The following is a 14,665-nucleotide window of genomic DNA, read 5'->3' as shown; positions in this document are numbered from 1 at the left end:
GTTTTTTTATGCCCGGCGTTCGGGATTACTGCTTCGGCTCTGCAACCACTTTGCTGCCCAGACCGCGGTTGTTGTATTCCCACATGCGGTTGAAGTTAGCGTCGTTCAGGTTGCGCTGCACGTTTCCTTTATCATCCATCGCGCCGGTGTTACCGGAGTAAGGACGTTTGGAGATTGCCGCGTCGGCCCATGGTTTTGCCATGTTAAAGCCTTCGTTAATGACGCTGTCGCGGATCACGACCTGACCGTTGGTGGCAGAGTCGATGTCCAGCGAACGTCCCAGCTGCGCCACGCCGTCACCGGCTGCGGTAAAGCGGCTGTTAACGGCCAGGAAGCCGTAGAACATGTTGGACAGCGTTGCGGGTGCAAACACGTAACCTTCCTGCTGAGTACGGGAGTTCACCACGCGGAATTCGGTGTTATCAAACACCACTGCGCCGCGACCGGAGACGATATCCACATCACCTTCGATATAGCTGTTGGTCACCTGAGTACGGGTCAGACGGTTATTCTGCAGGGTGTTCTGCACACCGCTGTTGGTCACGAAGAAGGTGTTCTGACGACCCAGAATATTCACGTTGTTGATCTGAACTTTGTCGCCGTCAGTACGCAGCGCCACAGCCTGATGGTTACCCGCATCCACGCTGTCACCCAGGGTGTTCTGAATGGTCAGGTTCTGCAGTTGCAGGCCGTTGTTCTGCGACCAGAACACCGCCGAGCACATCATGCCGATAGTGGCGCTCTGCTTGCTCTGGCAGCTATCGAACATATACCACGCTGGTTTGCCCGGCATATATTTACCGGCCGGGTTCACCAGGTGACGCCAGGTGTTGCGGTCGATTTCAGAGTCGATCGCCAGACCGATTTTCACGTCAATCGCTTTATCACCGGTACCGTAAATCGTAATGCTGCCCGGTGCGGCGGGAACGTAGACCGTCCCTTCGTACTCGCCTGGCAGAATTGCGATGTACTGGCGTGATGCGCTGTGTTTCGTGATGGCAGCGTCAACGGCAGCCTGAATGCTGGTGTGCGTCACGCCCTGCGTGCCTGCCGGGCCAACCACGAAGTTAGGCTGCGCAGGAACGTTAATAGAAGAAGGCGTCCACGGTGCCGCGTTCGGGTCCATGGCAGTGTAATAATGTGCAGCGGTGAAGTTCTTCGCTTCGCCAGCAGACAGAATTGGGCGAGATGCCGTGCCTGGTGCGGCCTGCTCAGAGGGCAGCTGGTCAGGTGGCGTTGAGCTGCACGCTGACAGTGTCACGCCAAAGGCGAGTGCCAACGCCAGACGAGAAATCCTGGAAATGTTCAAGGGAAAGCTCCTTGCTTCGCGAGTCTTAACGGGATGATCGAAATAGCCTGCTTTTTTATACTAAGTTGAGCGAAACGGGAAGATGAAATACGAAAAAGTTGCATATTTCACCCGCGCCCGGCGGGGAAGTCGTCACAAATAAATAACAATTTCCGTAAAGCCGGTTGACACGGGCAAACGAATGAAAATAAATGTCTATACAACCCATGACAAGCGGAAGTCCTATGCATCAGCTTCATCCCGACGATCTTATCTGGCGTAACGCACGACTGGCGACCATGAACCCTGATGAACCCGCACCTTACGGCCTGCGTGACAACGCGGCTCTGGTGGTGCGCGGCGAGAGGATTGTGGCGATTATCCCTGAAACGGAGGTCCCAGCCACGCATGCTCATCAGGTCGATCTCGGGGGACGACTGGTCACGCCCGGTCTGATCGATTGTCACACCCATCTGGTGTTCGGTGGCGATCGCGCCGCAGAGTGGGAACAGCGTCTGAACGGCGTCTCTTATCAGACCATCAGCGCTCAGGGCGGCGGAATCAATGCGACCGTGGCTGCCACCCGCGAAAGCGATGAACCCTCATTACTGAAGCGGGCAGAACAGCGCCTGCATCGGCTGATGCAGGAAGGCGTCACCACCCTTGAGATCAAGTCAGGTTATGGCCTGAATGCGCAGACCGAAGAGAAAATGCTGCGCGTCGCCCAGACTCTGGCGCAAAGCCATCGGGTTGAAATCAGCCCAACGCTGCTCGCCGCTCACGCCGTACCCAAGGAGTACCGTCAGGATCCGGACGCTTATCTGACGCAGGTTTGCGAGCAGATCATGCCAACTCTCTGGCACGAAGGGCTGTTTGAAGCGGTGGACGTATTTTGCGAAAACGTCGGCTTCACGCTGTCGCAAACCGAACGGGTATTTCAAGCGGCCGCCGCGCTGGGCATTCCCGTCAAAGGCCATGTCGAACAGCTTTCCAGGCTGGGGGGCGCCGCATTAGTGAGCCGCTACCACGGCTGGTCCGCCGATCATATTGAGTATCTCGATGACGCGGGGGTCAACGCGATGGCGCACAGCGACACGGTCGCAGTGCTGCTACCCGGCGCGTTTTACTTCTTACAGGAACGTCAGCGTCCGCCTGTCGATCAGCTGCGTAAACAGGGCGTGCCGATGGCTGTCGCCACGGACTACAACCCCGGCACCAGCCCGTTTGCCAGCCTGCATCTGGCGATGAACATGGCCTGCGTGCAGTTTGGTTTAACGCCGGAAGAAGCATGGGCAGGCGTGACGCGTCACGCGGCACAGGCGCTGGGTCGGGGGGCCACCCACGGTCAGCTCAAGGCCGGTTTTGTCGCTGATTTCGTCATCTGGGATGCCGAGCGGCCGGTGGAAATGGTCTACGAGCCGGGGCGTAATCCGCTCTATCAGCGTGTGTTTCGAGGGAAAATATCATGACACTGTGGCGGCCAACGCCCGCTGATCTCTGGCAGGGGCGCGATGACAGCAGCGAAGCCAGCAACGCGCTGCGAATTTTTCAGACTATCGCCCAGACCGATCGTTTTGCGCCCCAAAGTTCAGGCATTGCGCTGTTAGGTTTCGAGTGTGATGCAGGCGTGCGGCGCAACCATGGGCGGACCGGTGCCGCGCAGGCGCCCGACGTATTGCGCAAAGCGCTGGCAAACATGGCCAGCCACAGCGGGCACGACACGCTGATCGATATGGGTACCATCGCCGTTGCGGGCGATCGGCTCGAAGATGCTCAGCGCGCGCTGAGTGATGCGGTGCTGGCCTGCCAACAGTCGGGTATGCGCACGCTGGTGTTTGGCGGCGGCCACGAAACGGCTTGGGCCCACGGTCGCGGAGTGCTGGATGCCTTTCCTCACGAACGCGTTGCGATTATCAATCTCGACGCGCACCTTGATCTCCGCAAGGCCGACCACGCCACATCAGGCACGCCGTTCCGCCAGCTCGCGCAGTATTGCGAGGCGCAGAACCGCGAATTTCAGTACGCCTGTCTGGGCGTCAGCCGGGCGGCGAATACGCAGGCGCTGTGGGACGAAGCGGCCCGCCTCAACGTGACGCTGGTGGAAGATCTCGATTTTCACCGGGAGGCGTTACCGGTGCTGGAAAGCGTCCTGGCGCAGGCCGACCGCGTCTATCTGACCATCGATCTCGACGTACTGCCTGCCGGTGAAATGCCTGCCGTCTCAGCCCCGGCGGCGCTCGGCGTGTCGGCCCTGGATATAATGCCGGTGATTGGCGAAATCTGTCGCAGCGGAAAACTGCAGGCAGTAGATTTGGTCGAGTTTAATCCGGTTTACGATCGCGACGGACAGGGCGCGCGGCTCGCGGCGCGTCTGGCCTGGCAAATTGCTCACTGGTGGGCATAAATCATTTTAAGGAGTAACAATGTTTTCACGCTCACCGAATCCGCCTTCCGGCGCGCCAGCCCCTTTCTACGAAAAGGTAAAACAGGCCATCAGCGAGAAGATCGCCACCGGCGTCTGGCAGCCGCACGACCGTATCCCTTCCGAGGCCGAACTGGTGGCGCAGTTTGGTTTCAGCCGTATGACCATCAACCGCGCACTGCGTGAACTCACGGATGAAGGGCTGCTGGTGCGTTTGCAGGGGGTGGGAACGTTCGTCGCCGAGCCGAAAGGGCAGTCGGCGCTGTTTGAAATCCGCAGCATTGCCGACGAGATCGCCTCGCGCAATCATCAGCACCACTGTGAAGTGCTGGTGCTTGAGGAGACACAGGCCAGTGCCGAGCAGGCGGTTGAGCTGAATGTCAAAGAGGGGGCGCGGATTTTCCACTCGGTGATGGTGCATTTCGAGAACGACGTTCCGGTGCAAATCGAGGATCGCTGCGTCAACGCCGAACGGGTGCCCGATTATCTTCAGCAGGATTATACCCAGACCACGCCCCACGCCTGGCTGTCGCAGGTCGCTCCGCTTACCGAGGGCGAACACATTGTCGAAGCGGTGCGTGCCACCCCGCAGGAGTGCGAAAGACTGCGCATTAAAGAGCACGACCCGTGCCTGCTGATCCGCCGCCGCACCTGGTCTTCCGGGCAGATTGTCTCGCACGCCAGACTGTTATTCCCCGGTTCCCGTTACCGGTTACAAGGCCACTTTATGTCATAGGTTTTCAAAGCGTGATAGCTAACACAATATAACAAAATTGTATCTTTATTGTTAAATCTGACCTTGTGCGTGGTTGTCTATACAAGTATATCTGTTTGTATCTTTCATCCCGTATGAGGACCACACAATGTCGTCAGGTAAATACCGTCAGCAGGATGTCCGCGCCCCGCGCGGCACCACGCTCACCGCCAAAAGCTGGCTCACCGAAGCGCCGCTGCGCATGTTGATGAACAACCTCGATCCCGACGTCGCCGAAAACCCTCACGAGCTGGTGGTGTACGGCGGCATCGGTCGTGCGGCGCGTAACTGGGAATGCTACGACGCCATTGTGGACGCGCTCACCAACCTCGAAATCGACGAAACCCTGCTGGTGCAATCCGGTAAACCGGTCGGGGTGTTCAAAACCCATAAGAATGCGCCACGGGTGCTGATTGCCAACTCAAACCTTGTTCCGCACTGGGCAACCTGGGAACACTTTAATGAGCTGGACGCCAAGGGGCTGGCGATGTACGGCCAGATGACTGCGGGCAGTTGGATCTACATTGGTAGCCAGGGCATCGTGCAGGGCACCTACGAAACCTTCGTCGAAGCCGGACGCCAGCACTATAACGGCTCCCTGAAAGGGCGCTGGGTACTGACCGCCGGACTGGGCGGCATGGGCGGCGCACAGCCGCTGGCAGCAACACTGGCGGGCGCCTGCTCCCTGAACATCGAATGTCAGCAGAGCCGCATCGATTTCCGCCTGCGCACCCGCTATGTCGATGAGCAGGCCGACAATCTCGATGACGCGCTGGCGCGCATTCAGAAATACACCGCCGAAGGCAAAACCGTGTCGATTGCTCTGTGCGGCAACGCGGCGGAGGTCGTTCCGGAACTGGTGGCGCGCGGCGTGCGCCCGGACCTGGTCACCGACCAGACCAGCGCCCACGATCCCCTCCACGGCTACCTGCCAAAAGGCTGGAGCTGGGAAGAGTACCAGCAAAAATCCCAAACCGACCCGGAAGGGACGGTGCTGGCCGCCAAACGCTCGATGGCTGAGCATGTGTCGGCGATGCTGGCGTTCAGCAAAATGGGCGTACCGACCTTCGACTACGGCAACAATATTCGCCAGATGGCGAAAGAGATGGGCGTGGAAAACGCGTTCGACTTCCCTGGTTTTGTCCCGGCCTATATCCGTCCGCTGTTCTGTCGCGGCATTGGCCCGTTCCGCTGGGTAGCGCTCTCGGGCGACCCGGAAGATATCTACAAAACTGACGCCAAAGTGAAAGCCATCGTCGCCGACGACGCGCACCTGCACCACTGGCTGGACATGGCGCGTGAACGCATCAACTTCCAGGGGCTGCCCGCGCGTATCTGCTGGGTGGGGCTGGAGTGGCGCCAAAAACTCGGCCTGGCCTTTAACGAAATGGTGCGCAGCGGCGAAGTCTCCGCGCCGATTGTGATTGGTCGAGACCACCTGGATTCCGGCTCAGTTGCCAGCCCAAACCGCGAAACCGAAGCCATGCAGGACGGCTCTGACGCGGTCTCTGACTGGCCGTTACTCAACGCCCTGCTGAATACCGCCAGCGGCGCGACCTGGGTTTCGCTACACCACGGCGGCGGCGTCGGGATGGGCTTCTCCCAACATGCGGGCATGGTGATTGTCTGCGACGGTACCGACGAAGCTGCCGCCCGCATCGCCCGCGTACTGCATAACGACCCGGCGACAGGCGTCATGCGCCATGCCGACGCGGGCTACGACATCGCGATTGACTGTGCGAAAGAGCAGGGGCTGAACCTGCCGATGGTCGCCGCCACACAAGGAAAACACTGATGAATGCACTGACTATTACGCCCGGCGCGCTGACCTTCGCTCACCTGCGCAGTGCCTGGCGCCACCCGGTTACGCTGACCCTGGATGAAAACGCCCATCAGGCGATCAACGACAGCGTCGCCTGCGTGGAAGCCATCGTCGCCGAAGATCGCACGGCCTATGGCATCAACACCGGTTTCGGCCTGCTGGCGCAGACGCGCATCGCCACGCACGATCTGGAAAACTTACAGCGCTCGCTGGTGCTGTCCCACGCGGCGGGGGTCGGCGAACCGCTGGATGACGAGATCGTCCGACTGATGATGGTGCTGAAAATTAACAGCCTGGCGCGCGGTTTCTCCGGTATCCGCCTGAGCGTGATTCAGGCGCTAATCGCTCTGGTCAACGCGCAGGTCTATCCGTGGATCCCGGCCAAAGGCTCGGTGGGCGCCTCGGGCGATCTGGCGCCGCTGGCGCACATGTCGTTGCTGCTCCTCGGCGAAGGCAAAGCACGCTGGCAGGGGCAATGGCTGCCCGCCAAAGAGGCGCTGCAAAAAGCCGGATTAACGCCAATTACTCTGGCGGCGAAAGAGGGGCTGGCCCTGCTGAACGGCACCCAGGCTTCCACAGCGTTCGCCCTGCGCGGTCTGTTCGAAGCTGAAGACCTGTTTGCCTCGGCAGTGGTGTGCGGTGCGCTGACCACGGAAGCCGTGCTCGGTTCGCGTCGTCCGTTTGATGCCCGTATCCATGAGGTGCGCGGCCAGCGCGGGCAAATTGATGCGGCGGCGATGTACCGTCATCTGCTGACCGACACCAGCGCAATTGCGGATTCGCACCATAACTGCGACAAAGTGCAGGACCCGTACTCCCTGCGCTGTCAGCCGCAGGTGATGGGCGCGTGTCTGACGCAAATTCGTCAGGCCGCCGACGTGCTGCTGGTGGAAGCGAACGCGGTTTCCGATAACCCTCTGGTGTTCGCCGAGCAGAATGATGTAGTGTCGGGCGGAAACTTCCACGCGGAGCCGGTGGCGATGGCTGCCGATAATCTGGCGCTGGCGATTGCCGAAATAGGTTCGCTCTCTGAGCGTCGTATCGCGCTGATGATGGATAAACACATGTCGCAACTGCCGCCATTCCTGGTGCGCAACGGCGGCGTAAATTCCGGGTTTATGATTGCGCAGGTGACGGCGGCGGCGCTGGCGAGCGAGAACAAAGCGCTGTCCCATCCGCACAGCGTGGACAGCCTGCCGACCTCTGCCAACCAGGAAGACCATGTCTCTATGGCGCCGGCGGCCGGGCGTCGTCTGTGGGAGATGGCCTACAATACGCGCGGCGTGATCGCGGTCGAGTGGCTTGCGGCGGTGCAGGGGATCGACCTGCGCGAAGGGCTGAAATCTAGTCCCCTGCTGGAGCAGGCGCGCCAGACGTTGCGAGAACACGTCACGCACTACGACGACGACCGTTTCTTTGCGCCGGATATTGATAAGGCGATGGAATTACTGAATGCGGGGAGCCTGGTGACGTTATTACCCGCGGTGCTGTAAAGCACAGCCCGGCAGCGCTGCGCTTGCCGGGTCTGTAAAACGACGTTTTCGTGATGAATGAACCGTACAGGCCGGGTGAGGCGACGCCGCCGCCCGGCTTTTTTACGAATACATCGCCGTAATCGACGCACTTCCCAGCGTGTGAAAATGCACGTTAAAGCCAACCATTGCGCCGCTCGCGCCTTCATCGACATCGATCTTCTCAACGTCCAGGGCATGAACGGTGAAAATATACCGGTGCGTCTCACCTTTTGGCGGCGCCGCGCCGCCATATCCCGCTTTGCCGAAATCGGTGCGGGTCTGAATGGCCCCTTCCGGCAATGCCGTTAAATCAGAGCCGGAGCCCTGCGGCAGCACGCGCGTGTCGGCGGGCAGGTTTGCGACAATCCAGTGCCACCAGCCGGAGCCGGTTGGCGCATCCGGGTCGTAGCAGGTGACGACAAAACTCTTCGTCCCCGGCGGAACATCATCCCAGGCCAGGTGCGGCGAAATATTATCGCCCTGATAACCCATGCCGTTAAACACGTGACGCTCGGGTAATTTTTCACCGTCGCGCAGATCCTGACTGATTATCTTCATGCGATTTCTCCGTACGTAGCCATGCAAAAAGTGTACTGCATAAAACAGCATACCGAAGCTAACGCGTTGGGTTAAATCGCAAAATGTGCGGGAATGTTAACAGCCTCATTCACCGCGCGGGTCAGCTTCTGCAGTTGCTCTGGGGTGATGATGTACGGCGGCATCAGGTAGATCAATTTACCGAACGGTCGCACCCACACGCCACGATCGACGAAGAAACGCTGCAATGCCGCCATGTTCACCGGATGGCGCGTTTCGACCACGCCAATTGCGCCCAGCACCCGCACGTCGGCCACGAACTCTGACTGCGCCGCGCTCGCCAGTTCACGCGTGAGTTGGGATTCAATCGCCGCAACCTGCGTCTGCCATTCGCCGCTTTCCAGAATAGCCAGACTTTCACTGGCGACCGTGCAGGCCAGCGGATTGCCCATAAACGTCGGGCCGTGCATAAAGCAGCCGGCTTCGCCGTCGCTGATGGTGTCGGCTACGTGACGGGTCGTGAGCGTTGCGGAGAGGGTCATGGTGCCGCCCGTCAGGGCTTTACCGAGGCACAAAATATCCGGGGCGATGTTCGCATGGTCGCAGGCAAAGAGCTTGCCGGTGCGGCCAAATCCAGTGGCGATTTCGTCGGCAATCAGCAGGATACCCTCCCGATCGCACATCTTTCGGATGCGTTTCAGCCACTCGGGATGATACATGCGCATTCCCCCCGCGCCCTGAACGACAGGCTCAAGGATCACGGCGGCAATCTCGTGGCGATGGGCGGCCATCAGACGGGCAAATCCGACCATATCCATTTCGTTCCACTCGCCGCCAAAACGGCTTTGCGGCGCCGGGGCGAACAGGTTTTCCGGCAGATAACCCTGCCACAGGCTGTGCATCGAGTTATCGGGATCGCAGACCGACATCGCGCCGAAGGTGTCGCCGTGATAGCCGTTGCGGAAAGTGAGGAAACGCTGGCGCGCCTCGCCTTTCGCCTGCCAGTACTGCAGCGCCATTTTCATCGCCACTTCCACCGCCACCGAACCGGAATCGGCGAGGAAAACGCATTCCAGCGCGTCCGGAGTCATGGAGACCAGCCGACGACACAACTCAATCGCCGGCTGATGGGTGATCCCGCCAAACATCACGTGGGACATCTGGTCAATTTGCGTTTTCATCGCCGCGTTCAGGCGCGGATGGTTGTACCCGTGGATGGTTGCCCACCAGGAGGACATCCCGTCGACCAGCGTTTCGCCGGTGGCCAGATGCAGTTCACACCCGTGCGCCGAGGCGACCGGATAAACGGGCAGCGGGCGGGTCATGGAGGTGTAGGGGTGCCAGATATGTTGCTTGTCGAAGGCGAGATCGTCCGGGGTCATAATCGACTTGTAAACCATTTTGAAAAGTTTTAGGTTTACAAGTATAAACCGAACCCACAATGAACTGAACCCCTTTTTGGAGAAGCCCGATGGCTAACCCTGTACGTTGGACAATGTCGCAAGTCACCGAATTATTTAATAAACCTTTCCTCGAACTGATGTTCGAAGCCCAGCAAATCCACCGCCAGCACTTCGATCCGCGCCATGTGCAGGTCAGCACGCTGCTGTCGATCAAAACCGGTGCCTGCCCGGAAGACTGCAAATATTGCCCACAAAGTGCGCGCTACAAAACCGGGCTGGAGGCCGAGCGGCTGATGGAAGTGGAGCAGGTGCTCGACTCGGCACGCAAGGCGAAAAACGCCGGTTCGACCCGCTTCTGCATGGGAGCCGCGTGGAAAAACCCGCACGACCGTGACATGCCGTATCTGGAGCAGATGGTGCAGGGCGTGAAAGCGATGGGGCTGGAAGCTTGCATGACGCTCGGTACGCTTAACGAAACGCAGGCGCAGCGCCTGTCGGCGGCGGGTCTGGACTACTACAACCATAACCTCGATACCTCGCCGGAATTCTACGGCAATATCATCACCACCCGCACCTACCAGGAGCGTCTCGATACGCTCGACAAGGTGCGCGACGCGGGGATTAAAGTCTGCTCCGGGGGGATCGTCGGCCTGGGTGAAACGGTAAAAGATCGCGCCGGTCTGCTATTGCAGCTGGCGAATTTGCCGACGCCGCCGGAAAGCGTGCCGATCAACATGCTGGTGAAGGTCAAAGGCACGCCGATGGCCGATAACGACGACGTGGATGCGTTTGATTTTATCCGCACGATTGCCGTCGCGCGCATCATGATGCCGACCTCGTTTGTGCGCCTCTCCGCAGGCCGTGAGCAGATGAGCGAGCAGACTCAGGCGATGTGCTTTATGGCGGGCGCAAACTCAATTTTCTACGGCTGCAAACTGCTGACCACGCCAAACCCGGAAGAGGACAAAGATGTCCAGCTGTTCCGCAAACTGGGGCTGAATCCGCATCAGACCGAGGTGTTGACGGGGGATAACGAGCAGCAGCACCAGCTGGAACAGCAACTTTTCAACGCCGACACCGAACAGTTCTACAACGCGGCAGCCCTATGACCTGGCAACACCGCATCGACGCCGCGCTGGAGGAACGCCGCGCGGCGGACGCATTTCGCTCGCGCTTGGCGGTCGAAAGCGGCGGGCGTTTTCTGACCCGCGAAACGCGCCGGTTCTGCAACTTTTCGAGCAACGATTATCTCGGCCTGAGCCAGCATCCGGCGATCATTCGTGCCTGGCAGCAGGGTGCGGAAACCTGGGGCGTCGGCAGCGGCGGGTCGGGGCATGTGACAGGCTATACCACCGCGCATCAGGCGCTGGAAGAGGCCCTTGCCGACTGGCTCGGCTATCCCCGCGCGCTGCTGTTTATCTCCGGTTTTGCCGCCAATCAGGCGCTGATTGCGGCCCTGATGGGAAAAGAGGATCGGATTGTCGCCGACCGCCTGAGCCACGCCTCCCTGCTCGAAGCGGCCAGCCTCAGCCCGGCGCAGCTGCGCCGGTTTGCCCATAACGACGCCGCCCAGCTCAACGCGCTGCTGGCAAAATCCTGCGACGGGCAACAGCTGGTGGTGACGGAAGGGGTCTTCAGCATGGATGGCGATTGCGCTCCGCTGGGTGAACTCCATGCCGCGGCACGCCAGCACAACGCCTGGATGCTGGTGGACGATGCCCACGGCGTTGGTGTGCTGGGCGCGGAAGGGCGCGGAAGTGCTGCCAGCCAGGCTGTCAAACCGGAGCTGCTGATTGTGACCTTCGGCAAAGGGTTTGGCATCAGCGGTGCGGCGGTGTTATGCAGCGAATCCGTCGCGGATTACCTGCTGCAATTCGCCCGCCATCTGATCTACAGCACCAGTATGCCGCCTGCGCAGGCCGTGGCGCTGCTGGAGGCACTGAGGGTTGTCCGCAGCGCAGAGGGCGAGCAGCGGCGAAACACTCTGGCTGCGCACATCCAGCGCTTTAGGGCGGGCGTGCGCGAGCTACCCTGGCAGATGACCGATTCGCAAAGTGCCATCCAGCCGCTGATTGTGGGCGAGAACAGCCGTGCCTTGCATCTGGCGCAGCAGCTTCGCGAGCGTGGCATGTGGGTGACGGCGATCCGCCCGCCAACCGTTCCGGCGGGTACCGCGCGATTACGCCTGACCCTGACGGCCGCACACCACACGCAGGATATTGATGATTTACTGGAGGCGCTGCATGACGCAGGTTAACAAGCAGGCCATCGCCTCTGCTTTCGGGCGGGCGGCGCAAAGTTATTCCCGACACGACGACCTGCAGCGCCGGAGCGCCCAGGGGCTGAAAACGCTGCTCGGCGAGGGGCGTTTCCACGCCGTGCTGGATGCAGGCTGCGGGCCTGGCGCAAACAGCCGTCTCTGGCGCGAGGCGGGCAGCCATGTGACGGCCCTCGACCTCTCCCCGCAAATGCTGGAACAGGCGCGCTACCAGCAGGCGGCCGATGATTATCTGGTGGGGGATATCGAGTCTATTCCGCTGCCGGACGCACAGTTTGACCTGGTCTGGAGCCATCTGGCGGTGCAGTGGTGCGCCAGTCTGCCGCAGGCGTTGCGCGAGCTGTATCGGGTCACGCGTCCCGGCGGCACGGTCGCCTTCACGACGCTGCTCGATAACTCTCTGCCGGAGCTGAATCAGGCCTGGCGTGCGGTGGATGAACGGCCGCACGCCAACCGTTTTTTACCGGAGCAGGCGGTGAACGACGCCCTCGCCGGGTGGCGCTACAGGGCCACCACGGAGGTCGTTACCCTCTCTTTCAGCGATGCCCTGAGCGCGATGCGCTCGCTGAAAGGGATTGGCGCCACCCATCTGCACGACGGACGGGCGCGAAAACCGCTCACGCGCGGCGAGCTAACGCAACTTGAGCTGGCGTGGCCGCGTGTGCGCGGGGAATTCCCGCTCTCTTATCAACTCTTTCATGGGATTATCGAACGTGACTGAACGCTATTTTGTCACCGGAACCGACACTGAAGTCGGTAAAACCGTCGCCAGCTCGGCGCTGTTGCAGGCAGCGCGTTTGCAGGGATTCATCACCGCCGGGTACAAACCGGTGGCCTCAGGCAGCGAGATAACGCCGGAAGGCTTGCGCAACTCCGACGCGCTGGCGCTGCAACGCCACAGCACGCTTGCACTGCCGTATCAGGCGGTGAATCCGTACACCTTCGCCGAGCCAACTTCTCCGCACATCATCAGCGCCGACGAGCAGCGTCCGATTGCGTTTTCGGTTCTCTCTGCGGGCCTGCGCGCGCTGGAGCAGCAGGCGGAATGGGTGCTGGTCGAAGGGGCTGGCGGCTGGTTTACGCCGCTCTCGGCGCATCAGACGTTTGCTGACTGGGTGCAGGAAGAACAGCTGCCGGTGATCCTGGTCGTGGGCGTTAAGCTTGGCTGTATCAACCACGCGATGCTCACCGCGCAAGCGATTCAGCAGGCCGGTTTACGCTTCGCAGGCTGGATCGCCAACGACGTGGTGGCCCCAGGTAAACGTCATCAGGAGTATCTTGCGACGCTGAAAAACGTGCTTTCTGCGCCGTTCCTCGGGGAGATCCCCTGGCTTGCTGAGGGCGCAGAGCAGGCCGAGACCGGGCAGTATCTCGATCTCAGCGTCTTGCATCCAGCGACATCCAGTGGGCGATAAGCTCATCATCCAGCTCGTTAACGTGGCCCTGAGCCACGTTACGCCCGCGATAGAGCACGCAAAAACGATCGGCCACCCGGCGAATAAACGACAGCTGCTGTTCCGCTAACAGCACCGTCATTCCCAGCTCCCGACTCAACCGCATCAGCAGCTGCCCAAGCCGGATGGCAAAGGTGCCTCCCGTGCCGTGCAGCGGCTCGTCCAGAATCAGCAGGCGAGGGCGGCAAATCAGCGCATTGGCCAGCGCCAGCTGGTACTGCTCGTCGGGTGACATCCCCGTCGCTCTGGCGTGACGCAGCGGCCAGAGCTGGGGAAACAGCTCGTAAATATCACTGCTCGCCGCCGCATCGGGCGCACCTTTGGCGCGCATGGCCACGTGCAGATTCTCCTCAACGGTGAGCTGCGAGAAAATACGCCGGTCCTGTGAGACATAGCCAATGCCCGGCATCGCGCACTGCTCAGGTGCAGCGCTGCTCAAATTGCACGGTGGCGCGCCCGCTTCATGCCAGATGATGGTGCCGCTCTCGATGGGCAACTGGCCGGTGATGCAGTTGATAAGCGTGGTTTTCCCCATACCCGGCAGCCCGATAACGCCTGTACACATCCCTGGCGGCAAATCCAGATCGACATTCCACAGCGTGTGCTGACTTCCATAGAACTGATTAACGGCGCGCAGACTTAGCATATTTCACTCCTTAAAACGCATGAGGGATGAGACGTCTCAGGATAATCTGCAAAACCCTTGCCATAACCGATGGCGTGGTTCGATATGCTGCACTTTTCAGATTTGGCTCACAGCCGTGAAAAGGGCGGGCTGTGCACAGAATGACGGAAATGTGATTAAGATCTCGCCAGTCGGTTATGCGCGGTGGGGCTGAATATCATCAAAAAAGAGCTATAAATATTTTTTACGGACATGCCCTTGGGAAAAACCGGGAATTTGCGGAGTCGCGGTCTGTACGGGCTGGAAGCACTTATCCACTATTCCTGTGGATAACCATGTGCATTAGAGTTAGAAAACCTGAGGCAAGCGAGAGAAGACGCGGCCTGCGCATGAATTGATGCGAAACGCGGCTTTAAGAAATATCTTCTATGAATTAACGAGTTAGACAAAAGCAATCATCGTCATGAAAGTGTCACTGACTGCCATAAAACTATCATTACGTGGCTTGACAAATGTTAAAAATAGAAATGTTCTGGGGATAACCGAACATTGCTGGTGTTTTATCTCG

General features: G+C 59.9%; 13 protein-coding genes. 9 read left to right on the top strand and 4 right to left on the bottom strand.

Features of this window, described 5'->3' with window-relative positions:
- Positions 1-25 precede the first annotated feature (25 nt).
- Positions 26-1,309 carry a putative acyl-CoA thioester hydrolase gene (locus tag DAI21_RS19995; protein WP_107704009.1) on the bottom strand — a complete coding sequence of 428 codons (1,284 nt, stop codon included), beginning with the start codon at positions 1,307-1,309 and terminating at the stop codon, positions 26-28.
- A 224-nt stretch (positions 1,310-1,533) separates the two neighbouring features.
- Between DAI21_RS19995 and hutI the strand changes: the two genes are divergently transcribed.
- From hutI to hutH, 5 genes are all read left to right on the top strand, one after another.
- Positions 1,534-2,757, top strand: coding sequence for an imidazolonepropionase (gene hutI / locus DAI21_RS19990; protein WP_107704008.1), 1,224 nt, complete (start codon positions 1,534-1,536; stop codon positions 2,755-2,757).
- Positions 2,754-3,692 (top strand): formimidoylglutamase, encoded by a 939-nt coding sequence (hutG, locus tag DAI21_RS19985; RefSeq protein WP_107704007.1) that lies wholly within the window; start codon positions 2,754-2,756, stop codon positions 3,690-3,692. The genes hutI and hutG overlap by 4 nt, the downstream gene beginning before the upstream one ends.
- A gap of 19 nt (positions 3,693-3,711) precedes the next feature.
- On the top strand, positions 3,712-4,446 hold the full coding sequence (locus DAI21_RS19980) for a histidine utilization repressor (protein WP_100777142.1): 735 nt from the start codon (positions 3,712-3,714) through the stop codon (positions 4,444-4,446).
- A gap of 127 nt (positions 4,447-4,573) precedes the next feature.
- Positions 4,574-6,259 carry a urocanate hydratase gene (gene hutU / locus DAI21_RS19975; protein WP_107704006.1) on the top strand — a complete coding sequence of 562 codons (1,686 nt, stop codon included), beginning with the start codon at positions 4,574-4,576 and terminating at the stop codon, positions 6,257-6,259.
- Positions 6,259-7,779 carry a histidine ammonia-lyase gene (gene hutH, locus DAI21_RS19970; protein WP_107704005.1) on the top strand — a complete coding sequence of 507 codons (1,521 nt, stop codon included), beginning with the start codon at positions 6,259-6,261 and terminating at the stop codon, positions 7,777-7,779. The genes hutU and hutH overlap by 1 nt, the downstream gene beginning before the upstream one ends.
- A 102-nt stretch (positions 7,780-7,881) precedes the next feature.
- Here the strand turns inward: hutH and DAI21_RS19965 are convergent, their stop codons facing one another.
- Positions 7,882-8,358 carry a kinase inhibitor gene (locus DAI21_RS19965; protein WP_100777139.1) on the bottom strand — a complete coding sequence of 159 codons (477 nt, stop codon included), beginning with the start codon at positions 8,356-8,358 and terminating at the stop codon, positions 7,882-7,884.
- Positions 8,359-8,429: 71 nt separating this feature from the next.
- On the bottom strand, positions 8,430-9,737 hold the full coding sequence (gene bioA, locus DAI21_RS19960; protein WP_107704004.1) for an adenosylmethionine--8-amino-7-oxononanoate transaminase: 1,308 nt from the start codon (positions 9,735-9,737) through the stop codon (positions 8,430-8,432).
- A gap of 71 nt (positions 9,738-9,808) precedes the next feature.
- On the opposite strand from bioA, the gene bioB reads away from it, so the two are divergent.
- The 4 genes from bioB to bioD are packed head-to-tail and all read left to right on the top strand — an operon-like array spanning position 9,809 to position 13,433.
- On the top strand, positions 9,809-10,849 hold the full coding sequence (gene bioB, locus DAI21_RS19955) for a biotin synthase BioB (RefSeq protein ID WP_100777137.1): 1,041 nt from the start codon (positions 9,809-9,811) through the stop codon (positions 10,847-10,849).
- Positions 10,846-11,997, top strand: coding sequence for an 8-amino-7-oxononanoate synthase (gene bioF / locus DAI21_RS19950; RefSeq protein WP_107704003.1), 1,152 nt, complete (start codon positions 10,846-10,848; stop codon positions 11,995-11,997). Before bioB ends, bioF begins: the two co-directional genes overlap by 4 nt.
- Positions 11,984-12,739 carry a malonyl-ACP O-methyltransferase BioC gene (gene bioC, locus DAI21_RS19945; RefSeq protein ID WP_107704002.1) on the top strand — a complete coding sequence of 252 codons (756 nt, stop codon included), beginning with the start codon at positions 11,984-11,986 and terminating at the stop codon, positions 12,737-12,739. Before bioF ends, bioC begins: the two co-directional genes overlap by 14 nt.
- On the top strand, positions 12,732-13,433 hold the full coding sequence (gene bioD / locus DAI21_RS19940; RefSeq protein ID WP_199908233.1) for a dethiobiotin synthase: 702 nt from the start codon (positions 12,732-12,734) through the stop codon (positions 13,431-13,433). The genes bioC and bioD overlap by 8 nt, the downstream gene beginning before the upstream one ends.
- Here the strand turns inward: bioD and DAI21_RS19935 are convergent.
- Positions 13,396-14,118, bottom strand: a complete 723-nt coding sequence (locus DAI21_RS19935; RefSeq protein ID WP_107704000.1) for an ABC transporter ATP-binding protein — start codon at positions 14,116-14,118, stop codon at positions 13,396-13,398. The two genes, bioD and DAI21_RS19935, sit on opposite strands and share 38 nt — an antisense overlap.
- Between the last annotated feature and the right edge of the window lie 547 nt (positions 14,119-14,665).

This window comes from Lelliottia sp. WB101, assembly GCF_003051885.1.
Taxonomy (GTDB): Bacteria; Pseudomonadota; Gammaproteobacteria; order Enterobacterales; family Enterobacteriaceae; genus Enterobacter; species Enterobacter nimipressuralis.
The sequence above is the reverse complement of the archived record's forward strand: the minus strand, read 5'-3'. Positions and strand labels throughout refer to the sequence as shown.

What these genes read in the sequence shown, in the direction of transcription:
- hutI (WP_107704008.1), top strand. Translation starts at nt 1,534, where the DNA reads ATGCATCAGCTTCATCCCGACGATCTTATCTGGCGTAACGCACGACTG.
- hutG (WP_107704007.1), top strand. Translation starts at nt 2,754, where the DNA reads ATGACACTGTGGCGGCCAACGCCCGCTGATCTCTGGCAGGGGCGCGAT.
- DAI21_RS19980 (WP_100777142.1), top strand. Translation starts at nt 3,712, where the DNA reads ATGTTTTCACGCTCACCGAATCCGCCTTCCGGCGCGCCAGCCCCTTTC.
- hutU (WP_107704006.1), top strand. Translation starts at nt 4,574, where the DNA reads ATGTCGTCAGGTAAATACCGTCAGCAGGATGTCCGCGCCCCGCGCGGC.
- hutH (WP_107704005.1), top strand. Translation starts at nt 6,259, where the DNA reads ATGAATGCACTGACTATTACGCCCGGCGCGCTGACCTTCGCTCACCTG.
- DAI21_RS19965 (WP_100777139.1), bottom strand. Translation starts at nt 8,358, where the DNA reads ATGAAGATAATCAGTCAGGATCTGCGCGACGGTGAAAAATTACCCGAG.
- bioA (WP_107704004.1), bottom strand. Translation starts at nt 9,737, where the DNA reads ATGGTTTACAAGTCGATTATGACCCCGGACGATCTCGCCTTCGACAAG.
- bioB (WP_100777137.1), top strand. Translation starts at nt 9,809, where the DNA reads ATGGCTAACCCTGTACGTTGGACAATGTCGCAAGTCACCGAATTATTT.
- bioF (WP_107704003.1), top strand. Translation starts at nt 10,846, where the DNA reads ATGACCTGGCAACACCGCATCGACGCCGCGCTGGAGGAACGCCGCGCG.
- bioC (WP_107704002.1), top strand. Translation starts at nt 11,984, where the DNA reads ATGACGCAGGTTAACAAGCAGGCCATCGCCTCTGCTTTCGGGCGGGCG.
- DAI21_RS19935 (WP_107704000.1), bottom strand. Translation starts at nt 14,118, where the DNA reads ATGCTAAGTCTGCGCGCCGTTAATCAGTTCTATGGAAGTCAGCACACG.